We start from the raw sequence: 24,890 nt of genomic DNA on the forward strand, positions 1-24,890 counted from the left end.
GGGCTCGTTTTGACACGGAGTTCGTGATGTACCGTAATCTTTCTTTTGCAGCGGCCCTGTTAGCCGCTGCGTTTTCAGGCCCGGTTTTAGCCGAAGGCATCAACAGTTTTTCTCAGGCAAAAGCAGCGGGCGTCAAGGTTAACGCCGATGCGCCGGGCGACTTCTACTGTGGTTGTAAGATTAACTGGCAAGGCAAAAAAGGGGTCGTGGACCTCGAATCTTGCGGCTATAAAGTACGAAAAAATGAAAACCGAGCCAGCCGAATTGAGTGGGAGCACGTGGTTCCTGCATGGCAATTTGGCCATCAGCGCCAGTGCTGGCAGGAGGGTGGGCGTAAAAACTGCGCCAAAGATCCGGTCTATCGCAAGATGGAAAGCGATATGCATAACCTGCAGCCGGCAGTAGGTGAAGTCAATGGCGATCGCGCAAACTTCATGTACAGCCAGTGGAACGGCGGCGAAGGCCAATATGGACAGTGCGCCATGAAAGTCGACTTCAAAGAGAAAGTTGCCGAGCCGCCAGCGCGCGCCCGTGGCGCCATTGCTCGTACCTATTTTTACATGCGCGACCAGTACGATCTCACACTCTCCCGCCAACAAACCCAGCTTTTTAACGCCTGGAATAAGCAGTATCCGGTAACCGACTGGGAGTGTGAACGTGATGAGCGTATTGCAAAGGTACAGGGTAACCATAATCCATATGTGCAACGCGCTTGCCAGGCACAAAAGAGCTAACCTACACTAGCGTCAATATTTTTAACCATGCCCTGGCCTTAAATAGCTCAGGGCCATGACGCGGATGTTTAACTATGCGCATTCCCCGCATTTATCACCCTGAGCCAATCACTTCCGGTAGCCAAATTTCACTGTGTGAGGATGCCGCCAATCATATTGGTCGCGTACTACGCATGGGCCCCGGCCAGGCCCTGCAGCTATTTGACGGCAGTAATCAGGTATTTGACGCCGAAATCACCCATGCCAGTAAGAAAAGCGTGGACGTGAAGGTTATTAACGCCGAACTCGACGATCGTGAATCACCGTTGCATATCCATCTTGGACAAGTCATGTCACGTGGCGAAAAAATGGAATTCACTATCCAGAAATCGATCGAACTGGGTGTAAGCCTCATTACGCCACTTTTTTCTGAGCGCTGCGGCGTTAAACTGGACAGTGAACGCCTGAACAAGAAACTCCAGCAGTGGCAGAAAATTGCCATTGCCGCCTGCGAACAATGCGGTCGTAACCGGGTACCTGAAATTCGCCCGGCAATGGATCTGGAAGCATGGTGCGCTGAACAAGACGAAGGGTTGAAGTTGAACCTGCACCCACGCGCCAGCGCCAGCATTAATACACTGCCGCTACCCGTAGAGCGTATCCGCTTGCTGATTGGCCCGGAGGGTGGGCTGTCGGCAGATGAAATTGCCATGACCGCACGTTATCAGTTTACTGATATCCTGTTAGGACCTCGCGTTCTGCGTACAGAGACAACTGCGCTCACCGCCATTACCGCGCTTCAGGTGCGTTTTGGCGATCTGGGCTAAGGCATAAACGGAGAAGAACATGATTAAGCTCGGCATCGTGATGGATCCCATCACAAGCATCAACATCAAGAAAGATTCCAGTTTTGCTATGCTGCTGGAAGCACAACGTCGTGGTTATGAACTTCACTATATGGAGATGGCCGATCTTTATCTGATCAACGGGGAAGCCCGCGCCCGTACGCGTACTCTGAGCGTCGAGCAGAACTACGACAAATGGTATGAGTTCAACAACGAACAGGATCTCCCGCTGGCAGATCTGGACGTCATCCTGATGCGTAAGGATCCCCCGTTTGATACTGAGTTCATCTACGCAACCTACATTCTGGAACGTGCAGAAGAACAAGGGACGCTGATCGTTAACAAGCCGCAGAGTCTGCGTGATTGCAACGAAAAGCTGTTCACCGCCTGGTTCGCCGACCTGACACCGGAAACGCTGGTCACGCGTAACAAGGCACAGCTGAAAGCCTTCTGGCAAAAGCACAGCGATATTATTCTTAAACCGCTGGATGGTATGGGCGGCGCATCTATCTTCCGTGTGAAGGAAGGCGATCCGAACCTCGGCGTGATTGCTGAAACGCTGACCGAGCACGGTACCCGCTACTGCATGGCGCAGAACTATCTGCCAGCAATTAAAGACGGCGACAAACGTGTCCTGGTAGTCGATGGCGAACCTGTACCGTATTGCCTGGCGCGCATTCCGCAGGGTGGAGAAACCCGAGGCAACCTGGCTGCCGGTGGTCGTGGCGAACCGCGCCCATTAACCGACAGTGACTGGGAAATTGCCCGTCGCATTGGACCAACCCTGAAAGCCAAAGGTCTGATCTTTGTCGGCCTGGATATCATTGGCGATCGCCTGACTGAAATAAACGTCACCAGCCCAACCTGTATTCGTGAAATCGAAGCGGAGTTCCCGGTCTCTATTACCGGAATGCTGATGGATGCCATTGAGGCTCGTCTACAGAAGTAAATACGTTTCCGGATGGAGACGCCTTCGCGTCTTATCCGGACTGGAATTGCACCCCGTAGGCCGGATAAGGCGCGCCCTTCATCCGGCAACGCTATTTTCAGAGGGTGACATCTTCTCGCTTTGCCCACATACTGGGCACTGTTGCTTTTTTGAACCAGGAAACAGAACCTCTGACAATGAATTTACAGCATCACTTTCTTATTGCCATGCCTGCTCTCCAGGATCCTATTTTCCGCCGCGCTGTGGTGTACATCTGTGAACATAATGAGAACGGTGCGATGGGGATTATCGTCAATAAGCCCCTGGAAAACTTACAGATTGAAGGGATTCTGGAAAAGCTGAAGATCACGCCTGAAGGACGCGATCCGTCCATCCGTCTGGATAAAGCAGTGATGCTCGGCGGCCCGTTGGCGGAAGATCGCGGATTTATTCTGCATACCCCGCCCGCCCGTTTTGCATCCAGTATCTTAATTTCCGATAACACCATCATCACGACATCCCGCGATGTTTTAGAAACCTTAGGCACCCAGGAACAACCGTCCGAAGTGCTGGTCGCATTAGGTTATTCATCCTGGGAAAAGGGCCAGCTTGAACAAGAACTGTTGGATAACGCCTGGCTCACCGCCCCCGCCGATCTCAACATCTTGTTTAAAACACCGATCGCCGATCGCTGGCGCGATGCTGCAAAACTTATCGGCATAGATATTTTGACCATGCCTGGCGTGGCGGGACATGCATAATGAGTGAAACGTTACTCTCGTTTGATTTTGGTACCAAAAGCATTGGCGTGGCGATTGGCCAACGGATTACCGGCACAGCCAGACCCCTGCCTGCTATCAAAGCTCAGGACGGTACGCCGGACTGGAATTTGATTGAACGTCTGCTAAAAGAGTGGCAACCAGATGAAATCATCGTCGGCCTGCCGCTCAATATGGATGGTACTGAGCAACCCCTGACCGCACGCGCGCGCAAATTCGCCAACCGCATTCATGGTCGTTTCGGTGTCACCGTGACATTGCATGACGAACGGCTGAGTACCGTCGAAGCCCGCTCCGGCCTGTTTGAGCAGGGTGGATACCGTGCGCTGAATAAAGGCAAAGTAGACTCCGCGTCTGCCGTTGTGATCCTCGAAAGCTATTTCGAACAGGGCTACTAAAGCCGCCCCTGTGCCTGTCGCTGCTGCAGACTTTGTGCAAATGTCTGCATACCTGATTGTTGCCCGGTTTGTATCACGCCGGGTAACTGATGGTTCTTCCCTTCGCGGATCAGGTTGCCAACGGCGGGTGTGTTAACGAGCAGTTCAAATAACGCCACCCGTCCGCCCTGCTTATCTTCTTCCAGTTTTTGTGAAAGCACTGCCCGCAGGCTATCCGCCAGTTGATTACGCACGGGATCTTTCTCTGATGCCGCAAAGGTGTCGACCAGCCGTGCAATGGCTTGTGCAGCCCCACGCGTGTGTAGCGTTGCCAGCACCAGATGCCCCGTCTCCGCCGCTGTTAAGGCCAGCCGGATGGTTTCAACATCGCGTAATTCACCTAATAAAATGACATCCGGATCTTCCCGCAAGGCCGCACGTAGCCCGGTGGCAAACGAAATGCAATGCACGCCTACTTCTCGCTGCTGGATCAGACAGAGCTGGCTGGTATAACGGTACTCAATGGGATCTTCCAACGTCAGTATGTGCCCCCCAACATGTTGATTGAGGTGCTCCACCATCGCAGCCAACGTGGTCGATTTGCCACTACCCGTGGCTCCCGTAACCAGAATTAACCCATTTTCACTGCGCAGCAGGTCAGGAATGAGCGCGGGCGTCTGGAGTTCGTCTAACTGAGGGCTGGCAAGCGGCAACAACCTCAATGCCAGCGAAACCCCCTGCAGGTGGGCAAATGCGCTGGCGCGTAAACGCCGGGAATCTGCCAGCGCTATAGCAAAATCAATTTGCCCCTGCTCACGCCACTGTACCTGCTGTTGGTCGTTGAGCCAGTACATCAGCAGCGTCTCTACGTCCGGCGTAGTAAATGGCGCGATTTCCACCTTTCCCCGTATGCGCCAACGCGCAGGCCATGCATTGCACAGGTGTAGATCCGACACGTTATGCTTTACACTAAGGGCCACTATTTCTTCCATATTCATATGAACATCCTCGGAAAATGAACGATATCGCGCATAACCTGGCACATGTCCGGGACAAAATCTCAGCCGCCGCGACGCGTTGCGGGCGGTCTTCAGAAGAAGTTACGTTGCTTGCAGTCAGTAAAACCAAACCTGCGAGCGCCATCGAAGAAGCCATCGTCGCCGGGCAGCACGCCTTTGGCGAAAACTATGTTCAGGAAGGCGTGGATAAGATCCGCTACTTCAAAGAAAACGGTATTGAAGGTCTGCAGTGGCACTTTATCGGCCCGCTGCAGTCCAACAAAAGCCGTCTGGTGGCTGAACATTTTGACTGGTGTCATACAATCGACCGCCTGCGTATCGCGGCTCGCCTGAGCGAACAACGCCCGGCCGATCTGCCACCGCTGAATGTACTGATTCAGATAAATATCAGCGATGAGAATAGCAAGTCAGGTATTCCGCTGGCTGAGCTTGATGCGCTGGCCGCCGACGTCGCCGCGCTACCACGTATAACCCTACGTGGGCTGATGGCGATCCCGGCGCCAGAGTCAGATTATGTAAGGCAGTTTGAAGTTGCACAGCAAATGGCTGTAGCATTTGCCGGGTTGAAAACGCGCTACCCAGATATCGACACCCTCTCACTGGGGATGTCTGATGATATGGATGCCGCCATCGCGGCGGGTAGCACGATGGTGCGCATTGGCACTGCCATTTTTGGTGCTCGTGATTACACAAAAAATTAAGGAAAACTAAGGAACACCATGAATACGTTGACCTTCCTGCTCTCAACGGTAATTGAGCTGTATACCATGGCGCTGCTATTGCGCGTGTGGATGCAGTGGTCTCGCTGCGATTTTTACAACCCGTTCTCACAGTTTATTGTGAAAATCACCCAGCCCATTATTGGGCCATTACGCCGCATTATTCCACCGATGGGGCCGATTGACAGCGCATCAGCATTAGTTGCGCTCGTTCTCAGCTTTATCAAAGCCATCGTGCTGTTTAAGGTGGTCACGTTCCAGCCAATCATCTGGATCGCCGCGGTGTTGATCGTCCTGAAAACCATTGGATTGCTGATTTTCTGGGTTCTTTTAGTGATGGCAATCATGAGCTGGGTCAGCCAGGGTCGCAGCCCTGTGGAATACGTACTGATTCAACTGGCGGACCCGTTGCTGCGCCCTATCCGTCGTATACTTCCAGGCATGGGTGGAATCGACTTCTCCCCAATGATCCTGGTGCTGCTGCTCTATGTCATTAACATGGGGATCGCAGAGGTATTACAGGCGACTGGCAATATGTTGCTGCCGGGGCTGTGGATGGCGCTATGAGTGCCGTGACACCCTGCGATGACGGTCTGGTTTTACGGCTCTACATTCAGCCAAAAGCCAGCCGTGACAGTATTGTGGGCTTACATGGCGACGAAATAAAAGTCGCCATTACAGCCCCGCCGGTCGACGGGCAAGCGAACAGCCATCTGGTGAAGTTTCTCGGCAAACAGTTCCGCGTAGCGAAAAGCCAGATCGTCATTGAGAAGGGCGAGCTTGGCCGTCATAAACAGGTTAAAATCATTCATCCGCAACAGATCCCGCCAGAAATTGCGGCGCTAACTGATTAGGTATCCCATGCAAAAAGTTGTCCTCGCGACCGGCAATGCCGGTAAAGTGCGTGAACTAGCCTCTCTTCTGAGCGATTTCGGCCTTGATGTCGTTGCCCAAACGGATCTGGGCGTTGATTCCGCTGAAGAAACCGGCCTGACGTTTATTGAAAATGCCATTCTGAAAGCGCGCCATGCAGCGCAAATCACCGGGTTTCCTGCTATTGCCGATGATTCCGGTCTGGCGGTAGACGTGCTGGGCGGCGCGCCAGGTATCTATTCAGCACGCTATTCTGGTGAAGATGCGACTGACAGACAGAATCTGGAAAAGTTGCTGCATACTTTGCAGGATGTGCCCGACGAGAAGCGCCAGGCGCAATTCCACTGCGTACTGGTTTATATGCGCCACGCAGATGATCCGACCCCTATTGTTTGCCACGGAAGCTGGCCTGGCGTAATCACCCGCGAACCTGCCGGTACCGGTGGTTTTGGCTACGATCCTATCTTCTTTGTGCCGTCTGAAGGGAAAACCGCGGCAGAGCTGACCCGTGAGGAGAAAAGTGCGATCTCCCACCGCGGACAGGCGCTGAAGCTGCTGTTGGATGCCCTGCGTAATGGTTAAGCTTCCACCGCTAAGTCTGTATATTCACATCCCGTGGTGCGTACAGAAATGCCCCTACTGTGATTTCAACTCGCATGCGTTGAAGGGCGAAGTCCCACATGACGACTACGTGCAACATCTGCTGAGCGATCTGGATACCGAGGTTACACACGCTCAGGGACGTGAAATAAAGACGATCTTTATTGGTGGCGGTACGCCGAGCCTGCTCTCTGGTCCGGCGATGCAAACGCTGCTGGACGGCGTGCGTGCACGCCTGAATCTGGCGGCAGATGCAGAAATCACGATGGAAGCGAACCCCGGAACTGTTGAAGCCGATCGTTTTGTCGATTATCAACGCGCCGGGGTCAACCGGATATCTATTGGTGTACAGAGCTTTAGCTCCGCCAAGCTCGAACGTCTGGGACGTATCCACGGACCGGAAGAAGCCAAACGTGCCGCGCACCTGGCGAGTGGTCTGGGGCTACGTAGCTTTAACCTCGATCTGATGCACGGTCTGCCGGATCAAACGCTGGAAGAGGCGCTGGGCGATTTGCAGCAAGCTATCGCGCTGAATCCACCGCATCTCTCCTGGTATCAACTGACTATTGAACCCAACACGCTGTTCGGCTCTCGTCCACCCGTATTACCAGACGATGACGCGCTGTGGGATATTTTTGAACAAGGCCACCAGTTGCTGACCGCTGCCGGATATCAGCAGTATGAGACCTCAGCTTATGCAAAGCCGGGCTATCAATGTCAGCACAACCTGAACTACTGGCGCTTTGGTGACTATCTTGGCATTGGCTGCGGCGCACACGGTAAAGTCACATTCCCGGACGGGCGGATCCTGCGCACCACCAAAACGCGGCATCCACGCGGTTATATGCAAGGACGCTACTTAGAAAGTCAGCGTGATGTCGCTGAGGCCGATAAGCCGTTCGAGTTCTTTATGAATCGTTTCCGGTTACTGGAAGCCGCACCACGCGCTGAATTCACGCAATACACCGGGCTTAGCGAAGAAGTTATTCGTCAACAGATTGAAGAGGCTATCGCGCAGGGCTATTTGAGCGAGTGCGATGAGTACTGGCAGATTACCCAGCACGGTAAGCTGTTTTTGAATTCGCTGCTGGAGCTGTTTCTGGCGGAGTAATACGGTAATGATATAGTGAACGTAGGCCTGATAAGCGTAGCGCCATCAGGCAATTTTCCGGATGGCGGCTGCGCCTTATCCGGCCTACGAAAGGCCAGGGCACAGCCACCTTCAGCTATTAATACTGATTAAACATTTCCTGAATCTGCTTAGGATCTTTGGTTTCAGTCAATGCCAGCTGCAGCAGAACACGCGCTTTTTGCGGGTTCAGCGAGCCTGAAGCCACAAATCCGTATTTCGCATCGTCCACTTCTGCATCCTGGGTAGTTGCACCCGTCGGTACACGGGATGAACGTACGACTACCGTACCTTTATGCGCGGCAGTTGCCAGCGTATCAAAAATGGTTTTATACAGGTTGCCGTTACCTACACCCGCACTGACGATCCCGGCGTAACCGGCATCAACCAGCGCTTTTGCCGGCAGATCGGAAGCATTCGCGTAGTTGTAAACAATCCCCACTTTCGGCAGCTCGGTCAGCTTAGAAACATCAAACGGAGTCGATGTGGTGTGCTTACGCGCAGGCGTACGCTGGTAGTCGATTTTTCCGTTATGGATATAACCCAGCGGGCCATAGTTAACGGATTTGAAGGTAGCGACATCGGTGGTATTGGTTTTGGTCACGTCGCGACCATCCATAACGGTGTCGTTCATCACCACCAGCACACCGCGGTTAGCTGAGGCTTTATCTGCGGCAGTTACCACTGCGTTATACAGGTTGAACGGGCCATCGGCGCTCATACCCGTAGACGGACGCATTGCGCCGACCAGTACCACCGGCTTGTTGCACTTCACGGTCAGGTCGAGGAAATAGGCGGTTTCTTCCATGGTATCCGTACCATGAGTAACCACAAATCCGTCAGTCTTATCGCACTCAGTGTTGATCTTCTTCGCCAGTGTTAACCAGACTTCGTCATTCATATCCTGGGAGCCGATATTCACTACCTGCTCACCTTTCACGACCGCAATGTCTTTCAGCTGGGGCACTGCATCTACCAGGTTTTCTACACCAACTTTACCCGCCGTGTAGTTAGATTTTGTCGCGGAATCACCGCCACCAGCAATCGTCCCGCCAGTCGCTAAAATGGTGATATTGGGTAATGCCAGCGCTGCACCGCTGAAACCCATAACCAGTGCTGCCAGTGCCGTTTTTCTGAAAAACTCCATGTTATTTCTCCAGTTACTTGAATTTGCTGCATTATGTCCATCCCACAGATGAATAATGTGACGCAATCCAATTAACCAGATTTATATTTCCATGAAATTGTTATTCTTAGAGATGGATATCAAAAAAGAAGATAAACACAAAATAAAACGGCACAGAAATGTTTCTATGCCGTTAAAAAGAGGTGAATATTATTTCAGAGTGCTAACCAGGGATTTACGGTTATCTTCCAGCATCACGACGCGTGCGCAAACATCTTTGCCAAACTGCTGGAAGTCTTGTTCCTGATTCTTCCACTCATTCTGAATTGACGTTTGCAAACCGCCAAGACTACCGAGCACGCCCTGCAGTGGATTACCACCGCCTTTGAGCACGGCTTTAGCGCCCATTTCGTTAATGCTATCTTGCAAAATACCGCCCATCGCCTGATTGACCAGTTGTTGACCATCAGCACGCACCTGATCGATTGCCTTATAATGGAAGGTCAGACCGTCTGTACGGTGTTCGATGATGCGGTTCATCTGCTCTTTCAATTGCGTATCCAGCTTGGTTAAGCGGCCACGCATGTTGCTGCTTTCACCCACTTCTTTGGTGATGATTTTATCCAGTGCCACACGACCTTTCTCTACGCGCGCTCTGGCACCTTCGTCAATCCACGGCAGGCTGCTACGCAACGCCGCTTGATAATCCTTGGCCTGCTCACGCTGTGCGGCGTTCAGGTTGTACTGTTTACCGTTAAAGGTGACATCGCCGGCCGGGGTAATAACCAGGTCGCCATTCTCGCCCTTCACCTGCACCGTTTGTGGGCTCAAAATCACATCGTCACGCGGGGTGACGCTGCACTGGTAATCTGCATGTGCGGCCATCGCCGTGAACGTTAGGACTGCCGCCAGCAGCGTTTTGCGCATCATATCTTTCCCTCAATACAAATCGGGCCGGCATTTGCCGACCCTTTGCTACTTAGTCCCACCAAATATCGAAAAGTTCGCTGGTGCGCACTTCTTCGAGTTTGTGCTCTTCCAGCCACTTACGCACGATTGCCTGATGCTCTTCAGTGCATTTGCCGATTTCCTGCAGGCAGATCAGACCTTCCCAAGCCAGATAGCCGCTGCCGTCAAAAGCCAGCTTGTTCGGCTCAATCACTTCATCAATAAAGTCATCAACGATTTTATCGACCTGCTCGCCCGATGTACCTTCCGGGAAACGCCATGCAACCGAAAATCCGACTTCCTGGAATTCGTCGATGTGCATTTTTTTACGCAGACGACGGCTACGGTTCTTTGCCATTATTTCACCCTCTCGAACATTAAGTCCCATACGCCGTGGCCAAGACGATGACCACGTTGTTCAAATTTGGTTACCGGGCGCGATTCCGGGCGCGGTACATAATCGTTACTCTCTGACTGATTTTTATATCCGTCAATGGAGGACATCACTTCAAGCATGTGTTCCGCATAAGCTTCCCAGTCGGTTGCCATGTGGAAAACGCCGCCAGGCTTCAGTTTGCTTAAAATGTGTTCAGCAAACGGCACCTGAACGATACGGCGTTTATTATGACGTGCTTTATGCCATGGGTCAGGGAAAAACAGCTGAACCATAGATAAAGAATTGTCAGGAATCATTTTATGCAGGACTTCAACGGCATCATGGCACATTACGCGCAGGTTCTCGACGCCCTCTTCATGGGCTGATGCCAGACACGCGCCAACGCCCGGAGAATGAACTTCAATACCAAGGAAATTTTGTTCCGGACGCGCTTTCGCCATCGCTACCAGCGAAGCGCCCATACCAAAACCAATTTCCAGCGTCACTGGCGCATCGCGACCGAACAGCGTTGTGAAATCCACGGGCTCTTCGCTGAACTCAACGCCCATCACCGGCCAGTAGTTTTCCAGCGCGTGTTCTTGCCCTTTCGTCAGTCGCCCCTGGCGACGAACAAAACTACGAATCCGGCGCAAAGGGCGGCCGTTTTCATCAAATTCCGGTGAAATGACGTCGTTCTTCATAAAAGTTTAGTCTGCTGTGTTTGAGTTCCGAAAACGGGCATTATCCAAAGTTAGTTGCCGGATGCAAGTAAAGGAAGAAAGTGAGCAGCGGAAAGTTCCGGTTTACACCCCGTTGCCTCTGTGCTGCAATCTTGCCCCCGGCAATAATGAAACGGTAATCATGCAAGCGTCTCAATTTTCAGCTCAGGTATTGAGCTGGTACGACAAATACGGGCGGAAAACGCTGCCCTGGCAAATTGACAAGACGCCTTACAAAGTATGGCTCTCAGAAGTCATGCTGCAACAAACCCAGGTTGCGACCGTCATCCCTTATTATGAGCGTTTTATGGCGCGCTTCCCAACGGTTACGGATTTAGCCCATGCACCGCTGGATGAAGTGTTGCATTTATGGACCGGCCTTGGCTATTACGCCCGAGCCCGGAATCTGCATAAAGCCGCGCAGCAGGTGGTCACCCTGCATGGCGGAATATTTCCACAGACCTTTGATGAAGTGGCTGCGTTGCCAGGCGTTGGACGCTCAACTGCTGGCGCGATCCTTTCACTTTCTCTGGGTCAGCATTTTCCGATTCTCGATGGCAACGTCAAACGCGTGCTCGCTCGCTGTTATGCTGTCAGCGGCTGGCCGGGTAAGAAAGAGGTCGAGAAGAAACTGTGGGAACTGAGCGAGCAGGTCACGCCCGCCCACGGCGTTGAGCGTTTCAACCAGGCAATGATGGATTTAGGGGCAATGGTCTGCACGCGCTCAAAACCTAAGTGCTCCCTGTGCCCGTTAGAAAATGGCTGTGTGGCGACCGCCAATGCAAGCTGGGCACAATACCCCGGTAAAAAGCCCAAACAGACGTTACCCGAACGGACGGGCTATTTTTTACTGATGCAACATGATGATGAGGTGCTGCTCGCGCAGCGCCCACCCAGCGGCTTATGGGGGGGATTATACTGTTTTCCGCAGTTTGACGATGAAGATGGGCTTCGTCAGTGGCTGGCGCAACGACAAATTAACGCAGATAATCTGACCCAACTTAATGCGTTTCGCCATACCTTTAGCCATTTCCATTTAGATATTGTGCCTATGTGGCTTCGCGTGTCCTCATTCACCGCATGCATGGATGAAGGCAACGCGCTCTGGTATAACTTAGCGCAACCGCCGTCAGTCGGCCTGGCGGCTCCCGTGGAGCGTTTGTTACAGCAATTACGCGCCGGTACGCAGATTTAACGTATCGGTCGATAGAGAGGATTTTTTAATGAGCAGAACAATTTTTTGCACTTTCCTGCAACGCGAAGCCGAAGGTCAGGATTTTCAGCTGTATCCGGGCGACCTGGGAAAACGCATTTATAACGAGATTTCTAAAGAAGCGTGGGCGCAGTGGCAGCATAAACAAACCATGCTGATTAACGAGAAAAAGCTCAATATGATGAACGTCGAGCACCGCAAACTGCTGGAGCAGGAAATGATCAACTTCCTGTTTGAAGGCAAAGATGTGCATATTGAAGGCTATACACCAGAGTCATAAGAACCGTTGCCGGATGGCGCTGCGCTTATCCGGCCTACGATTTAATCTGGTCCTTGCCAATAACAAACACAACACGCACTCCCGGAATGATGAAAAAATTTCTCGCGCTTGCCGTTATTGCGCCGTTGCTCATCTCCTGTTCCAGTTCGACCAAAAAAGGCGATTCCTATAATGAAGCCTGGGTCAAGGATACCAACGGTTTTGATATTCTGATGGGGCAGTTTGCCCATAACATTGAGAATCTGTGGGGGTTTAAGGAAGTGCTGATTGCGGGTCCGAAGGACTACGTAAAGTATACCGATCAGTATCAAACCCGCAGCCATATCAACTTCGATGACGGTACAATCACCGTCGAGACCATTGCCGGGACAGATCCCGCCGGACACCTGCGTCGGGCGATCATCAAAACATTGCTGATGGGCGATGATCCGGGATCTATCGATCTCTATTCCGATGTCGATGACATCAAAATTTCCAAAGAACCGTTCCTCTACGGGCAGGTGGTGGATAATACCGGCCAACCGATTCGCTGGGAGGGACGTGCCACTAACTTTGCCAACTATCTGCTACAAACGCGCCTGAAGAGCCGCAGCAACGGCCTGCGTATCATCTATAGCGTGACCATTAATCTGGTGCCAAACCACCTTGATAAGCGTGCGCATAAGTACGTTGGTATGGTGCGTCAGGCATCACGGAAGTATGGCGTTGATGAGTCACTGATTCTGGCTATCATGCAGACCGAATCCTCTTTTAACCCCTATGCGGTCAGCCATGCCGATGCGTTGGGACTCATGCAGGTAGTCCAACATAGCGCCGGGAAAGATGTGTTCCGTTCCCAGGGGCGCTCAGGTACGCCAAGCCGCAGCTTCCTGTTCGACCCAGCCAGTAACATTGATACGGGTACGGCCTATCTGGCAATGCTCAACAACGTCTATCTGGGCGGTATTGATAATCCAACCTCGCGTCGCTATGCGGTCATCACCGCCTATAACGGCGGCGCGGGAAGCGTGCTGCGCGTTTTCTCTAACGATAAAATTCAGGCCGCGAATATTATCAATAGCATGTCACCTGGTGACGTTTACCAAACTCTGACCACGCGACATCCCTCTGCAGAATCACGTCGCTATCTTTACAAGGTCAATTCCGCACAGAAAACCTATCGACGTCGATAATCCCCTCCTCCTCTGCCCGCTCATTCCCGCGGCAGAGGAGGAAAAAGTGTTAACTCCGTCACCATTTTGCTTTGCAATTAGAAATTGTTTGCAAATATTTGTCACAGCTAACAAAAAAAGGGTGTCTCTCATTGATAGAATCACATCATATTGCAACGGCAAATGTGCCTTTTAAAACATCCATCCGCATTACGGTGTGAGGAAATTAACATGAATCTTAAGCTGCAGCTGAAAGTTCTCTCGTTTCTGCAGTTCTGCCTGTGGGGTAGTTGGCTGACAACCCTCGGCTCCTATATGTTTGTCACCCTTAAATTCGACGGTGCATCCATCGGCGCAGTGTATAGCTCGCTGGGGATTGCCGCCGTGTTTATGCCGACCCTGTTAGGGATCGTGGCTGACAAATGGATCAGTGCAAAATGGGTTTATGCGCTTTGCCACCTGGTCGGTGCAGGAACGCTGTTCGCCGCAGCCGAAGTGACCACGCCTGGGGCAATGTTCTTTGTGATTTTGCTTAACTCGCTGGCCTATATGCCAACATTGGGGTTAATCAACACCATCTCTTACTATCGCTTGCAGTCTGCCGGGATGGATATTGTCACCGACTTCCCACCAATCCGTATCTGGGGCACCATCGGCTTTATTCTGGCCATGTGGGCAGTCAGCTTCTCTGGCTTTGAACTGAGCCATATGCAGCTTTATATCGGCGCAACATTATCCGTCGTATTGGTCCTGTTCACCCTGACGCTGCCACACATTCCGGTTGCCAATCAGCAGAAAAATCAGAGCTGGACATCAATGCTTGGCCTGGATGCCTTCGCGTTGTTTAAAAACAAGCGTATGGCCATTTTCTTCATCTTCTCAATGATGCTGGGCGCAGAATTGCAGATTACCAATATGTTCGGTAATACCTTCCTGCACAGCTTCGATAACAACCCGCTGTTCTCTGGTAGCTTTATCGTTGAGCACGCGTCGGTGATGATGTCTATTTCCCAGATCTCTGAAACCCTGTTTATCCTGACCATCCCGTTCTTCTTAAGCCGTTACGGTATCAAGAACGTTATGCTTATCAGTATTGTGGCGTGGATGTTGCGCTTCGGTCTGTTTGCTTACGGCGATCCGACTCCGTTCGGTACCGTGCTGCTGGTTCTGTCGATGATTGTTTACGGTTGTGCCTTCGACTTCTTCAACATCTCGGGCTCCGTGTTTGTAGAGAAAGAGGTACGTCCTGAAATCCGCGCCAGTGCACAGGGTATGTTCCTGATGATGACCAACGGCTTCGGTTGTATTCTGGGTGGGCTGGTGAGCGGTAAAGTGGTTGAGTACTACACGCTGAATGGTATCACTGACTGGCAGACGGTGTGGCTGATCTTCGCTGGCTACTCACTGGTTCTGGCCTTCGCTTTCGTGGCACTGTTTAAATATAAACACGTACGCGTTCCGACTGGCACGCAGACTATCGCACATTAATCTTTATTGATGAAAAAAGGTCACCTAATGGTGACCTTTTTTTTGGCCAGATGGCGCTTACTTCACAACATAGCCATACAGACGTTTAATGCCGTCCGCATCAGTCTCGCTGTAAACGCCCTGCAGCTCCGGCGAAAAGCCCGGCAGCAGGTTTACGCCCTCTTCCAGCGCCAGGAAATAACGCTGTACCGCCCCGCCCCAGACTTCACCTGGCACCACGCACAGCACACCTGGAGGATAAGGCAACGCTCCCTCAGCGGCTATACGGCCTTCCGCATCGCAAATTCGAACCAGTTCAACATCACCACGAATAAAAGCGCTGTTGGCATCCTGCGGGTTCATCGCCACGGCAGGCAGGCTCGCCTGACGGAACATGGCCTTTTGCAGATCCTTCACATCAAAGCTGACGTACAGTGAATGCATCTCCTGACACAGTTCACGCAACGTGTAGTCCCGGTAGCGTACCGGATACTTATTGAAGATTGTCGGCAACACGTCAGCCAGCGGCGTGTCATCTTCAATATGCTGTTCAAACTGCGCCAACATCGCCACCAGTTGTGCCATTTTTTCTGCGCTTTCTGCCGGAGTGAGCAGGAACAGAATCGAGTTCAGATCGCATTTCTCCGGCACGATGCCATTTTCACGCAGGTAGTGCGCCAGAATCGTTGCCGGGATGCCGAACGCCGTGTATTTCCCGGTTTGTGCATCAATGCCGGGGGTGGTTAGCAGCAACTTGCAGGGATCAACAAAATACTGGTCACGCGCATAACCGGAAAAGCCATGCCATTTTTCGCCAGGTTCAAAGCTAAAGAAGCGACGCTCACTGGCAATCACCGCCGTCGGATAGGTTTCCCACGGTTTACCATCAACCACTGGGGGAATAAACGGCTGAATCATCTTACAGCGGGTAAGTATCGCTTTACGGGCCTCAATTCCCAGCGCTACGCACTCCGCCCATAACCGACGTCCACTTTCGCCTTCATGTATTTTGGCATTCACATCTAACGCCGCAAACAGCGGATAAAACGGGCTGGTGGAAGCATGCAGCATAAACGCGTTATTCAGGCGCTTATGCGGGCAGAAACGCGCCTGACCACGAATATGGTTATCCTTTTTGTGGATCTGCGAAGTTTGCGAGAATCCGGCCTGCTGTTTATGCACCGACTGGGTAACTAAGATCCCCGGATCGTTAGCATTCAGCTCCAACAGCAGCGGTGATCCATCAGCCATCATCGGGATAAATTGCTCGTAGCCAACCCATGCGGAATCAAACAGGATGTAATCACACAGGCTACCGATCTTATCGATCACCTGGCGGGCGTTGTAGATTGTCCCGTCATAGGTTCCAAGCTGGATAATCGCCAGGCGGAACGGACGCGGCTGGTCAGCCTTTTGCGGTGCGACTTCACGGATTTGCTGGCGCAGATACGCCTCATCAAAGCAGTGTTCATCAATGCCGCCAATAAAGCCAAACGGATTACGCGCCGCCTCCAGATAAACCGGTGTCGCCCCCGCCTGGATCAGCGCACCGTGGTGGTTCGACTTATGGTTGTTACGGTCAAAAAGCACCAGATCGCCACGCGTCAGCAGCGCATTGGTCACCACTTTATTTGCTGCAGAGGTCCCGTTCAGCACAAAATAGGTTTTATCGGCGTGGAAGACTTTAGCCGCAAACTTTTGTGCATGCTTCGCGGACCCCTCATGAATCAGCAGATCGCCGAGCTTAACGTCAGCATTGCACATATCCGCGCGAAACAGGTTCTCGCCAAAGAATTCATAGAAATGACGACCCGCAGGGTGCTTCTTAAAAAACTCGCCATGCTGGTGTCCAGGGCAGGCAAAGGTGCTGTTCCCCATTTCAACATACTGCGTCAGCGTGTCATAGAAGGGTGGCAGCAGATCTTCCTCATATCGACAGGCGGCAGACTCCAGTTCCAGCCAGTCCTGCGCATTGCCGCAGATAACCGCCTCAATGTCGGCGGGTACATCCACGTTGGTCTCTGAAAATATAAACACCGGTAAGTGAAACCCGGTGCGTTTTAGCAAAGCCAGGATCCCGCTGCGGCTGTCCGCAACGGTAATGACGACTGCCGCGACGTCAGTAAAATCGGTACTGTCCAGCGTCACCACCTTGCGATGAGTAGACAGACGAGAAACCAGTTCACCACTGGCGGCAATATTCATTGATTTCATAAGTGCAAAAACCCGTATCGGGAGAATCAAAAGTCCCGGGCAAAGCCGCATTGCTATGCCCCACGAAATGACAGGTCAAACTGGTCACCAGCCCCGACCGCCAGACATCAGTAAAAGCAGATAGCCTCTGATTTTACTGTTATCCTGCAGTGAGCGTGCGCTGCCGTCACCGCATGGTGAGAGAATAAAGAGATGTTGCAGGAAGGGGCAAACGTCGCGCAGAAAGGTGATGTAAGGGTAATAATAACATCCCAGGCAGCCCCATTCAGACAGGAGAAAATTCGCGCAATCATGGCAGCTTTCACTATCAGGCGCAAGATAAAATCCAGTGCATAAACCTCACAGATAAACAAGCATTCTATCGAATATTAGCGTCATAATAATGCATTCTGAAAACATAATTATACCCAGCTCATTTCATTTAATATCAAGATGATAATGGGTATGCAGGAGCAAATGTGGTAATCGGACCCTTTATCAATGCCAGCGCCATTTTACTCGGTGGTGTTCTTGGTGCACTGCTCAGCCAGCATTTACCAGAACGAATTCGGGTCTCAATGACCTCTATTTTCGGGCTGGCCTCGTTAGGCATCGGTATCTTACTGGTCATCAAGTGCGCCAATTTGCCGGTGATGGTGCTGGCAACGCTGGTCGGCGCGCTGATCGGCGAGTTCTGTCATCTGGAAAAAGGCATTAATACCGCGGTCGCCAAAGCACAGAAGCTTTTCACCAAATCGGATGTCAATGCAACACACGAATCTTTCATCCAAAGCTACGTGGCTATCATCGTGCTGTTTTGCGCCAGCGGAACCGGGATCTTCGGGGCGATACATGAAGGGATGACCGGCGATCCTAATATTTTAATCGCGAAGTCATTTCTCGATTTCTTCACCGCTATTATCTTCGCCTGCTCGCTAGGAATCGCCGTATCTGCCATTTTCATACCAATGCTGGCAATCCAGCTGACGCTCGCCACCTGCGCGGCTCTGATTTTACCGCTGACAACCCCAGCCATGATGGCTGATTTCAGCGCGGTAGGCGGACTGCTGTTGCTGGCGACGGGTCTACGTATTTGTGGAATCAAAATGTTTGCGGTGGTGAATATGCTTCCCGCCCTGCTACTGGCAATGCCGCTTTCCGCAGCATGGACTGCCTTTTTTGCCTGAGAATGCGTGCAATACCAGCAATGTGGTGATAGATTGTGCAGTCTGCATTGATTTGAAGAAATTTCGTTGACGAAACGAGGTGAATCGGGTTTAATGCGCCTCGTTGCCCGGATAGCTCAGTCGGTAGAGCAGGGGATTGAAAATCCCCGTGTCCTTGGTTCGATTCCGAGTCCGGGCACCAAATTCATATCAACGGACCTCCACGGAGGTCCGTTTTTGCATTCTAAGCCCGCCAAAAACAACACTTCTACAATCCCTTAACTCCACCCAACTCAATCAACGTCAACCCGCATCAAGTCCCTTGCGAGGGTACAACTGAGGGTATAGTCTGATTCGATAAAATTTATACCCCTTTTACTATCAGGAGATACCGCCAATGGCGCTCACTGACGCTAAAATCCGTGCAGCTAAACCGGATGAAAAACCTTATAAACTTGCCGACAGCGGCAACATGTTTTTGCTCGTTCACCCTAATGGCTCGCGCTACTGGCGGCTCCGCTACCGGTTTCTGGGCAAAGAGAAAACGCTCGCTCTCGGTGTTTATCCTGAAGTCTCGTTATCAGAAGCAAGGGAAAAACGCGATACGGCGAGGAAGCTGATAGCTGAGGGGACTGACCCGTGCGAACAGAAACGGATCAAAAAGTCAGTCCCCGAAGCAGCTCAGACATTTGAAGGCATCGCAAGGCAGTGGCATAAGAGCAACAAAAAATGGTCAACCTCACATAGTGAGAAAATACTGAAAAGCCTCGAAACTCATGTGTTTCCCTTTATTGGCTCACGTGACATTACCACCCTCAGGCCCCCCGATTTACTTGTTCCAGTAAAAGCTGCCGAAGCCAAAGAGATCTATGAGATTGCAGCGCGCCTTCAGCAGCGTATCACTGCAATCATACAGCTATGCTGCGCAATCAGGCATTATCACCTATAACCCTGCCGTGGATATGGCTGGCGCGTTAACCACGGTGAAACGCCAGCACCGCCCTGCCCTCGCCTTAAATCGCATTTCAGAGCTTCTTGAACGATTGGATGAATACAGAGGGCAACCTCTCACCCGACTGGCAACTAAACTCACCCTGCTTATCTTCATCCGTTCCAGTGAACTACGCTTTGCCAGGTGGTCTGAGATCGACTTTAAGAAAGCCATGTGGACCATTCCTCCTGAGCGGAAACCTATTGAAGGGGTCAAGTATTCCCATCGTGGCTCAAAAATGCGAACAGAGCATCTTGTGCCACTCTCTGCTCAGGCGCTGAATATACTGCAACAGATACACACTATCAGCGGAGAACATGAACTAATTTTCACCGGCGATCACAATCCATGGAAACCCATGAGTGAGAACACGGTGAATAACGCACTGCGGCTGATGGGCTACGATACAAAGGTCGATGTCTGTGGTCACGGCTTCCGAGCAATGGCCTGTAGTTCGTTGATTGAATCAGGGTTATGGTCCAGGGACGCAGTGGAACGCCAGATGAGCCATCAGGAGCGAAATGGCGTACGTGCGGCTTATGTCCATAAAGCGGAGTTTCTGGATGAACGCAGGCTGATGCTGCAATGGTGGGCTGATTTTCTGGATGCAAATGAGGAAAAAATAGTGAGCCCGTTTGACTTCGCAAAACTCCAGTCTCGATAGCAGCCCGCATCAAAGCCAATCAGGAAAATGCGGGATTCAAAACACGTGGATCGAGATGCAACTCGCTCACATGGATAAAAACAGCATTCGCGGAACCTTCAACCACGCACAATATCTGGACGAACGGCGGGAAATGACGCAGTAGTACGCTGATTATATTGACAAGCTTCTCAGTTCATCGACAAACAGTTAAGTGGTTGTTCTCCTCACCTTCAGGTGCGGAGAACGCCATTCTTTTATTTTTTTCTATCGCCTTCTGGCATATTTCCGCACTGCATGGACTTTAGCCTGAAGCGATCCAGGGGGAAACATTTCACTGCAGAGATCAAAAATTCACACTCCGTTTAACTTTCCAACTAATTCCCTACAGTAATGTCATGTTCGCAATGAAGCACAACACTATCACTCTTTACGAAAGTAATATTTTCAGCAATAAAAAGCTTCACGTACTGATTACCTCCACCTTTTCATATATGTATTATCCTAAAAAATTTCGCGGTAACAGCAGCTATATAGACAATATTTCCCTCAATCAGTTTTAAAAAATCAAAACTATCAAACCTTAAATTGATAAAGCACATCAAATATGCCGATTTGATAAATAAATATTGAAATCACTAAAATCCAACACAATTATTAACGAGATACTTTGTTTTCTGGGGTGATGGCTTGTCGATAAAAGCAAACAATATGATTTACGCAGCCGAATACATGAGGATGTCAACTGACCACCAAAAATATTCGCTAGATAATCAATCTGGATACATAAGGGAGTATGCAAAAAAACACAATATTACGATAATCAAATCATACAGTGATGCTGGTAAAAGTGGGCTGAATCTTTCAGGCAGGCCAGGTCTCAAAGCGTTAATTGATGATGTTTTAGAGCATCGTATCGCTATATCATTAATTCTTGTTTACGATGTCAGTCGTTTTGGTCGATTCCAGGATACTGACGAAGCAGGCCATTATTCCCATCTTCTTAAATTAAGAGGGGTCAAGATTATTTATTGTGCTGAACATTTCTCTGAGGCTCAGCCTGAAATGTTCACTCTGGGTCTGGCGTTATCACGACATGGCGCAGCCAGTTTCAGTCGAAACCAGTCTGAGAAAGTTTTTCTGGGACAGGTAAATCTCATTAAAAAAGGTTACCACCAGGGGGGACTTGCGGGCTATGGGCTCAGGCGACTGTTAATTGATGAAAGCCATAATTCCAAGGGAGAACTGAAACACGGGCAACGCAAAAGTATTCAGACCGATCGGGTCATACTGACGCCCGGTCCCAGAGAAGAGATCAGCATCGTTAATCGCATCTTCGATATGTTCAATGACGAAGGTAAACCAGAATTAGTCATCGCCTCTGAATTGAATCGCAGGCAGATCCTTGCTGAAAATGGAAGTTGCTGGAGCAGAGCAAAAGTACATCAAATCCTGACCAGTGAAAAATATATAGGAAACAGCGTTTATAACAAAACATCTTTCAAGCTAAAACAACAGTATGTTATCAATCCAGAAGAGGACTGGATACGTTATGATGGAGCTTACACACCCATTGTTTCGGTTGAAAAATTTAACAGGGCTAACGAAATTATCAGAGCGCGTGCTGCACGGCTATCTGAGGATGAATTGCTGGAGAAATTACGAGTTCTGTTGAGAAAAAAAGGAAGATTATCAGGTATTATCATTGATGAAGAAGAACTTCTTCCATCCAGCAGTATTTATCGCTCTCGTTTTGGGAGTCTCTTACGTGTATACCAATTAATCGGCTACACTCCAGAGACTGATTACACATGGTTAAAAACCAAGAAACTGGTTAACGAGTTTAACGACAGATCAATAAAAAAAATTATCGATAACATCAGTCATGAAGGGGGGTGGGTAAGCGATACACCAGCACCAGGAATACTTCACATTAATGATGAATTTACTCTTGCTATACAGTCTGCACACTGTCAGCGCATCAGCCCCAAAAGACTACGGTGGAAAATAAAATTCAGGACAATGTTCTCTCCTGATATCAGCATTGCTGCGAGAATGGACAGTTCAAATCAGTCTGCCGTTGACTATTATATATTTCCTGCGATAGATATTCTCTCCGAGAAAATATCATTAGAGGAAAGCAATCCTTATCAACTGGACCTGTACCGTTTTGATAACCTAGCCCCTTTTTACCGGCTAATAAGAAGAGTAAAATTAAAGGACTCATGACATGTCTGATGAAAAAGTTGTACTTATCGAAACAAACAAAATACTGGTCGTTAACCCTCGTCAACGAGATAAGTTCACACATAAAGAGATTAAAGAGAACATTCGTCAAATTGGCCTGAAACGCCCTGTCACCGTTCGTAGAATCGTTCACAACGAATATGAATTTGCTTTAATCTGTGGCCAGGGGAGGCTTGAAGCTTACATCCATTATCAGGAAGCATACATCCCCGCGATTGTAAAAGACGTCAGTGAAGAAACAGGCCACCTGATGAGCCTCACAGAAAATATTGCCAGAAGGAAACCCCGGGCAACCGAGCTTCTGGACAGTGTAAGGCAGTTAAAGAAGCAGGGATTGACCGACAAGGAGATCGGCGAACGACTGGGGTACGTAGTAAGTTGGGTGCAGGGCGTAAGTAGCCTTCTGGAGAAAGGTGAGAAAAAATTATTGGCTGCCTTTGAGGCCGGTAATATACCTTTGTACCTTGCGGTAGAGATTTCCCGGGCGACCGATGAGTCGATTCAGGATTCCCTGACAGAGGCATTGCTGAACGGCACTATCAAAGGTAAACAAATTAACATTATCAAGCGAATTATTGATAATAGAAAAAATGGAAATAAAGGTTCAACGAATAAAACATTCTCAACGAAGCGGATTCAAAAGAAATACTCTGCAGAAGAGCTCGCTTCAATGTATCAGAAAAGTTCAGATGAACACAAAGAAATTCAGGCTAAAGCACGGTACTCCCGTGAAACTCTCATGCTGGTAAAAGAAATATTCAGACAACTTACTCAGGATAGTCACTTTTGTGAATTATTGAATAAAAACAACATTACTGATATGCCTGAAATATTATCCCCTGCACGATAAAAAGAGAGAAATGAAATGATTAAACAATGTTTTAACAACCATTTTCACCTATATCCTATCGATATATTGTCGCCATCGAGATCGATTCCAGTTAATATCAGATCCAGTAATAAGTACAAACAAATACTGACATCAATAGCTGAAATAGGTTTAATTGAGCCTATAATGATTTTTATTACAGAAAACGGGGAACATAAAATTCTCGACGGACATTTACGTATCGAAGCTTTAAAAGACCTGGAGGTTACACATGCACATTGTCTTATTTCACCGGTTGAAGATACATATTCATATAACAAAAGGGTAAATCACTTGACTATACTTCAGGAGCAAAGGATGCTCCAGAAAGCGGTGGAATCTGGTGTATCAGTGGAAAAGTTGTGTGCAGTTCTTGGATTATCTCAGGGAATAATTAACACCAGACTCCGTATTTCCGAAGGAATTTCGAAGGAAGCGCTCGCGTTACTGGCTGATAAAAACGTATCGCAAAATGTCTTCGATGTCCTTAGAAAAATAAAACTCCACAAACAGATGGATTTTGTATCAACAATGGTAACATTGAATAATTTTACTAAAAAATTCGCTTTATCTATGTTACATGCCTTACCTGCTGAGTATTTGGTCAGAAAGCCAGATAATGCTCCCGACGATAAAGATATGATCAAAACGCTTGCTAGACTTGAAAAAGAAATGGCCGCGCTTCAGGTTGAAACGCAAGATATTGAAAATGAATTTGCTGAAAACAATCTCAACCTGATGGTTGTGAGATCATACATTGCAAAACTTCTCAGTAAAAATGAAATTATTCACTGGCTTTATGATAACAAAAGTGAATATCTGGACGTCCTTAAGAAGGTCTTGGGAGTTAAGCATCTGAACGAGGTTCAGCACAAGCAGTAATTCTGCGTGACAGAAAACTAGTGACATAGCTAACAGTCTGTGCTCGTCCTTCCGGAATATATCTATCCTGGATTTAAAAAGAGTATCTGTTACAGAATACCTGCTTTTAGCAGGCTTGTGGGGAATCAACGTGAATACAACTCTTAAAAATAGTATTCACTGCACATACAACCATGCATAGTATCTGGATGAGCGCCTGGACATGACGTAGTAGTACGCTGATTATATTGATGGGTTGGAAGGTACAAATACCGTAGCATAAAAGCTCAGCCCTTTAATGGGCTGAGTTCCAGCGTGTTTTTTCTTTTTTGTTAATTAACAAAACACTCTGTTGCTTCACTTAATCATATCAACGTTCTGGAAGCATTTAGATTGTCCGTTGTGATTCAATATTATCATCGCTATATATTTATTCTATACTTCTACTTTTTAAAAAGTGAAATTATCTTTTTTATTCCAGTCAATATTTTTCCATTAGAGGCCGGGATAGCAGTACTTCTATTGAATTCGCCATTATCAAGATTAGGCTGAATAAAGTCAGATGATTTTATTGCAACCTCAGCAACCTCAGCAACCTCAGCAACCTCAGCAACCTCAGCAACCTCAGCAACCTCAGCAACCTCAGCAACCTCAGCAAC

25 protein-coding genes, 1 tRNA gene and 2 pseudogenes are annotated in these 24,890 nt (G+C 49.5%); 21 read left to right on the forward strand and 7 right to left on the reverse strand.

Going from position 1 to position 24,890, the window contains the following annotated elements; translation table 11 throughout:
* The first annotated feature begins 26 nt into the window (after positions 1-26).
* The 5 genes from endA (at position 27) to ruvX (ending at position 3,663) form a co-directional block, all read left to right on the forward strand.
* Positions 27-734, forward strand: a complete 708-nt coding sequence (gene endA / locus QMN38_RS21270) for a deoxyribonuclease I (RefSeq protein ID WP_271441200.1) — start codon at positions 27-29, stop codon at positions 732-734.
* Between the two features lie 74 nt (positions 735-808).
* Positions 809-1,540 (forward strand): 16S rRNA (uracil(1498)-N(3))-methyltransferase, encoded by a 732-nt coding sequence (gene rsmE / locus QMN38_RS21275; RefSeq protein ID WP_271441199.1) that lies wholly within the window; start codon positions 809-811, stop codon positions 1,538-1,540.
* A 19-nt stretch (positions 1,541-1,559) separates the two neighbouring features.
* Entirely contained in the window at positions 1,560-2,507 is a 948-nt protein-coding gene (gshB, locus tag QMN38_RS21280) for a glutathione synthase (protein WP_323605947.1), read from the forward strand.
* A gap of 176 nt (positions 2,508-2,683) precedes the next feature.
* Positions 2,684-3,247 carry a YqgE/AlgH family protein gene (locus QMN38_RS21285; protein ID WP_170974365.1) on the forward strand — a complete coding sequence of 188 codons (564 nt, stop codon included), beginning with the start codon at positions 2,684-2,686 and terminating at the stop codon, positions 3,245-3,247.
* Positions 3,247-3,663, forward strand: a complete 417-nt coding sequence (gene ruvX, locus QMN38_RS21290; RefSeq protein WP_182269195.1) for a Holliday junction resolvase RuvX — start codon at positions 3,247-3,249, stop codon at positions 3,661-3,663. The genes QMN38_RS21285 and ruvX overlap by 1 nt, the downstream gene beginning before the upstream one ends.
* Here ruvX and QMN38_RS21295 read toward each other — a convergent pair.
* Positions 3,660-4,640, reverse strand: coding sequence for a type IV pilus twitching motility protein PilT (locus QMN38_RS21295; RefSeq protein ID WP_323605948.1), 981 nt, complete (start codon positions 4,638-4,640; stop codon positions 3,660-3,662). The genes ruvX and QMN38_RS21295 overlap by 4 nt on opposite strands.
* Positions 4,641-4,657: 17 nt before the next feature.
* On the opposite strand from QMN38_RS21295, the gene QMN38_RS21300 reads away from it, so the two are divergent.
* From QMN38_RS21300 to hemW, 5 genes are read left to right on the forward strand one after another with little or no spacing between them, the layout of a single operon-like run.
* Positions 4,658-5,362, forward strand: coding sequence for a YggS family pyridoxal phosphate-dependent enzyme (locus tag QMN38_RS21300; protein WP_271441196.1), 705 nt, complete (start codon positions 4,658-4,660; stop codon positions 5,360-5,362).
* Between the two features lie 18 nt (positions 5,363-5,380).
* Positions 5,381-5,947: a YggT family protein gene (locus QMN38_RS21305; RefSeq protein WP_003825417.1), complete on the forward strand. Its 567-nt coding sequence runs from the start codon at positions 5,381-5,383 to the stop codon at positions 5,945-5,947.
* Positions 5,944-6,234, forward strand: a complete 291-nt coding sequence (gene yggU, locus QMN38_RS21310; RefSeq protein WP_271441195.1) for a DUF167 family protein YggU — start codon at positions 5,944-5,946, stop codon at positions 6,232-6,234. Before QMN38_RS21305 ends, yggU begins: the two co-directional genes overlap by 4 nt.
* 7 nt (positions 6,235-6,241) lie before the next feature.
* Complete coding sequence (locus QMN38_RS21315) at positions 6,242-6,835, forward strand: XTP/dITP diphosphatase (RefSeq protein WP_271441194.1); 594 nt, start codon at positions 6,242-6,244, stop codon at positions 6,833-6,835.
* The gene (gene hemW, locus QMN38_RS21320; RefSeq protein WP_323605953.1) at positions 6,828-7,964 is read left to right on the forward strand and encodes a radical SAM family heme chaperone HemW; all 1,137 of its coding nucleotides are present in this window, start codon (positions 6,828-6,830) and stop codon (positions 7,962-7,964) included. The genes QMN38_RS21315 and hemW overlap by 8 nt, the downstream gene beginning before the upstream one ends.
* A 118-nt stretch (positions 7,965-8,082) precedes the next feature.
* Here hemW and ansB read toward each other — a convergent pair whose 3' ends face one another.
* The 4 genes from ansB to trmB all read right to left on the reverse strand — a co-directional run bounded on the left by ansB (position 8,083) and on the right by trmB (position 11,133).
* On the reverse strand, positions 8,083-9,129 hold the full coding sequence (gene ansB / locus QMN38_RS21325; RefSeq protein ID WP_040232083.1) for an L-asparaginase 2: 1,047 nt from the start codon (positions 9,127-9,129) through the stop codon (positions 8,083-8,085).
* A 189-nt stretch (positions 9,130-9,318) separates the two neighbouring features.
* Complete coding sequence (locus QMN38_RS21330; protein WP_323605955.1) at positions 9,319-10,038, reverse strand: YggN family protein; 720 nt, start codon at positions 10,036-10,038, stop codon at positions 9,319-9,321.
* A 49-nt stretch (positions 10,039-10,087) separates the two neighbouring features.
* Positions 10,088-10,414 carry a YggL family protein gene (locus QMN38_RS21335; protein WP_198905818.1) on the reverse strand — a complete coding sequence of 109 codons (327 nt, stop codon included), beginning with the start codon at positions 10,412-10,414 and terminating at the stop codon, positions 10,088-10,090.
* Positions 10,414-11,133 (reverse strand): tRNA (guanosine(46)-N7)-methyltransferase TrmB, encoded by a 720-nt coding sequence (gene trmB, locus QMN38_RS21340; RefSeq protein WP_271441191.1) that lies wholly within the window; start codon positions 11,131-11,133, stop codon positions 10,414-10,416. Before trmB ends, QMN38_RS21335 begins: the two co-directional genes overlap by 1 nt.
* Before the next feature lie 160 nt (positions 11,134-11,293).
* On the opposite strand from trmB, the gene mutY reads away from it, so the two are divergent.
* The 4 genes from mutY to QMN38_RS21360 all read left to right on the forward strand — a co-directional run bounded on the left by mutY (position 11,294) and on the right by QMN38_RS21360 (position 15,283).
* On the forward strand, positions 11,294-12,346 hold the full coding sequence (gene mutY, locus QMN38_RS21345; RefSeq protein WP_202037786.1) for an A/G-specific adenine glycosylase: 1,053 nt from the start codon (positions 11,294-11,296) through the stop codon (positions 12,344-12,346).
* 28 nt (positions 12,347-12,374) lie between these two features.
* On the forward strand, positions 12,375-12,644 hold the full coding sequence (locus QMN38_RS21350) for an oxidative damage protection protein (protein ID WP_003027126.1): 270 nt from the start codon (positions 12,375-12,377) through the stop codon (positions 12,642-12,644).
* An 86-nt stretch (positions 12,645-12,730) separates the two neighbouring features.
* A complete protein-coding gene (gene mltC / locus QMN38_RS21355) occupies positions 12,731-13,816 on the forward strand; it encodes a membrane-bound lytic murein transglycosylase MltC (RefSeq protein WP_137382608.1) in 1,086 nt (361 codons plus the stop codon).
* A gap of 210 nt (positions 13,817-14,026) precedes the next feature.
* Positions 14,027-15,283 (forward strand): nucleoside permease, encoded by a 1,257-nt coding sequence (locus QMN38_RS21360; protein WP_137382607.1) that lies wholly within the window; start codon positions 14,027-14,029, stop codon positions 15,281-15,283.
* A 57-nt stretch (positions 15,284-15,340) separates the two neighbouring features.
* Here the strand turns inward: QMN38_RS21360 and QMN38_RS21365 are convergent, their stop codons facing one another.
* Positions 15,341-17,476: an ornithine decarboxylase gene (locus QMN38_RS21365; RefSeq protein WP_323605957.1), complete on the reverse strand. Its 2,136-nt coding sequence runs from the start codon at positions 17,474-17,476 to the stop codon at positions 15,341-15,343.
* Positions 17,477-17,934: 458 nt separating this feature from the next.
* Between QMN38_RS21365 and QMN38_RS21370 the strand changes: the two genes are divergently transcribed.
* From QMN38_RS21370 to QMN38_RS21400, 7 genes and pseudogenes are all read left to right on the forward strand, one after another.
* Complete coding sequence (locus tag QMN38_RS21370) at positions 17,935-18,642, forward strand: DUF554 domain-containing protein (RefSeq protein ID WP_271450375.1); 708 nt, start codon at positions 17,935-17,937, stop codon at positions 18,640-18,642.
* A 105-nt stretch (positions 18,643-18,747) separates the two neighbouring features.
* Positions 18,748-18,823 (forward strand) — tRNA-Phe (locus tag QMN38_RS21375).
* Positions 18,824-19,018: 195 nt separating this feature from the next.
* A pseudogene (locus QMN38_RS21380) lies at positions 19,019-20,276 on the forward strand (tyrosine-type recombinase/integrase).
* A gap of 31 nt (positions 20,277-20,307) precedes the next feature.
* A pseudogene (locus QMN38_RS21385) lies at positions 20,308-20,421 on the forward strand (recombinase); the annotation flags it as partial.
* Between the two features lie 545 nt (positions 20,422-20,966).
* Positions 20,967-22,484, forward strand: coding sequence for a recombinase family protein (locus QMN38_RS21390; protein WP_323605998.1), 1,518 nt, complete (start codon positions 20,967-20,969; stop codon positions 22,482-22,484).
* Position 22,485: 1 nt separating this feature from the next.
* The gene (locus QMN38_RS21395; RefSeq protein WP_323605959.1) at positions 22,486-23,352 is read left to right on the forward strand and encodes a ParB/RepB/Spo0J family partition protein; all 867 of its coding nucleotides are present in this window, start codon (positions 22,486-22,488) and stop codon (positions 23,350-23,352) included.
* A gap of 15 nt (positions 23,353-23,367) precedes the next feature.
* Entirely contained in the window at positions 23,368-24,252 is an 885-nt protein-coding gene (locus tag QMN38_RS21400; protein ID WP_323605961.1) for a plasmid partitioning protein RepB C-terminal domain-containing protein, read from the forward strand.
* 422 nt (positions 24,253-24,674) lie between these two features.
* Here QMN38_RS21400 and QMN38_RS21405 read toward each other — a convergent pair.
* Positions 24,675-24,890 (reverse strand): hypothetical protein (locus QMN38_RS21405; RefSeq protein WP_416348272.1); only part of this gene is annotated, 216 nt, incomplete at its 5' end.

It is taken from the genome of Citrobacter sp. R-1.5.2, from assembly GCF_035064245.1.
Classification (GTDB): Bacteria; Pseudomonadota; Gammaproteobacteria; order Enterobacterales; family Enterobacteriaceae; genus Citrobacter.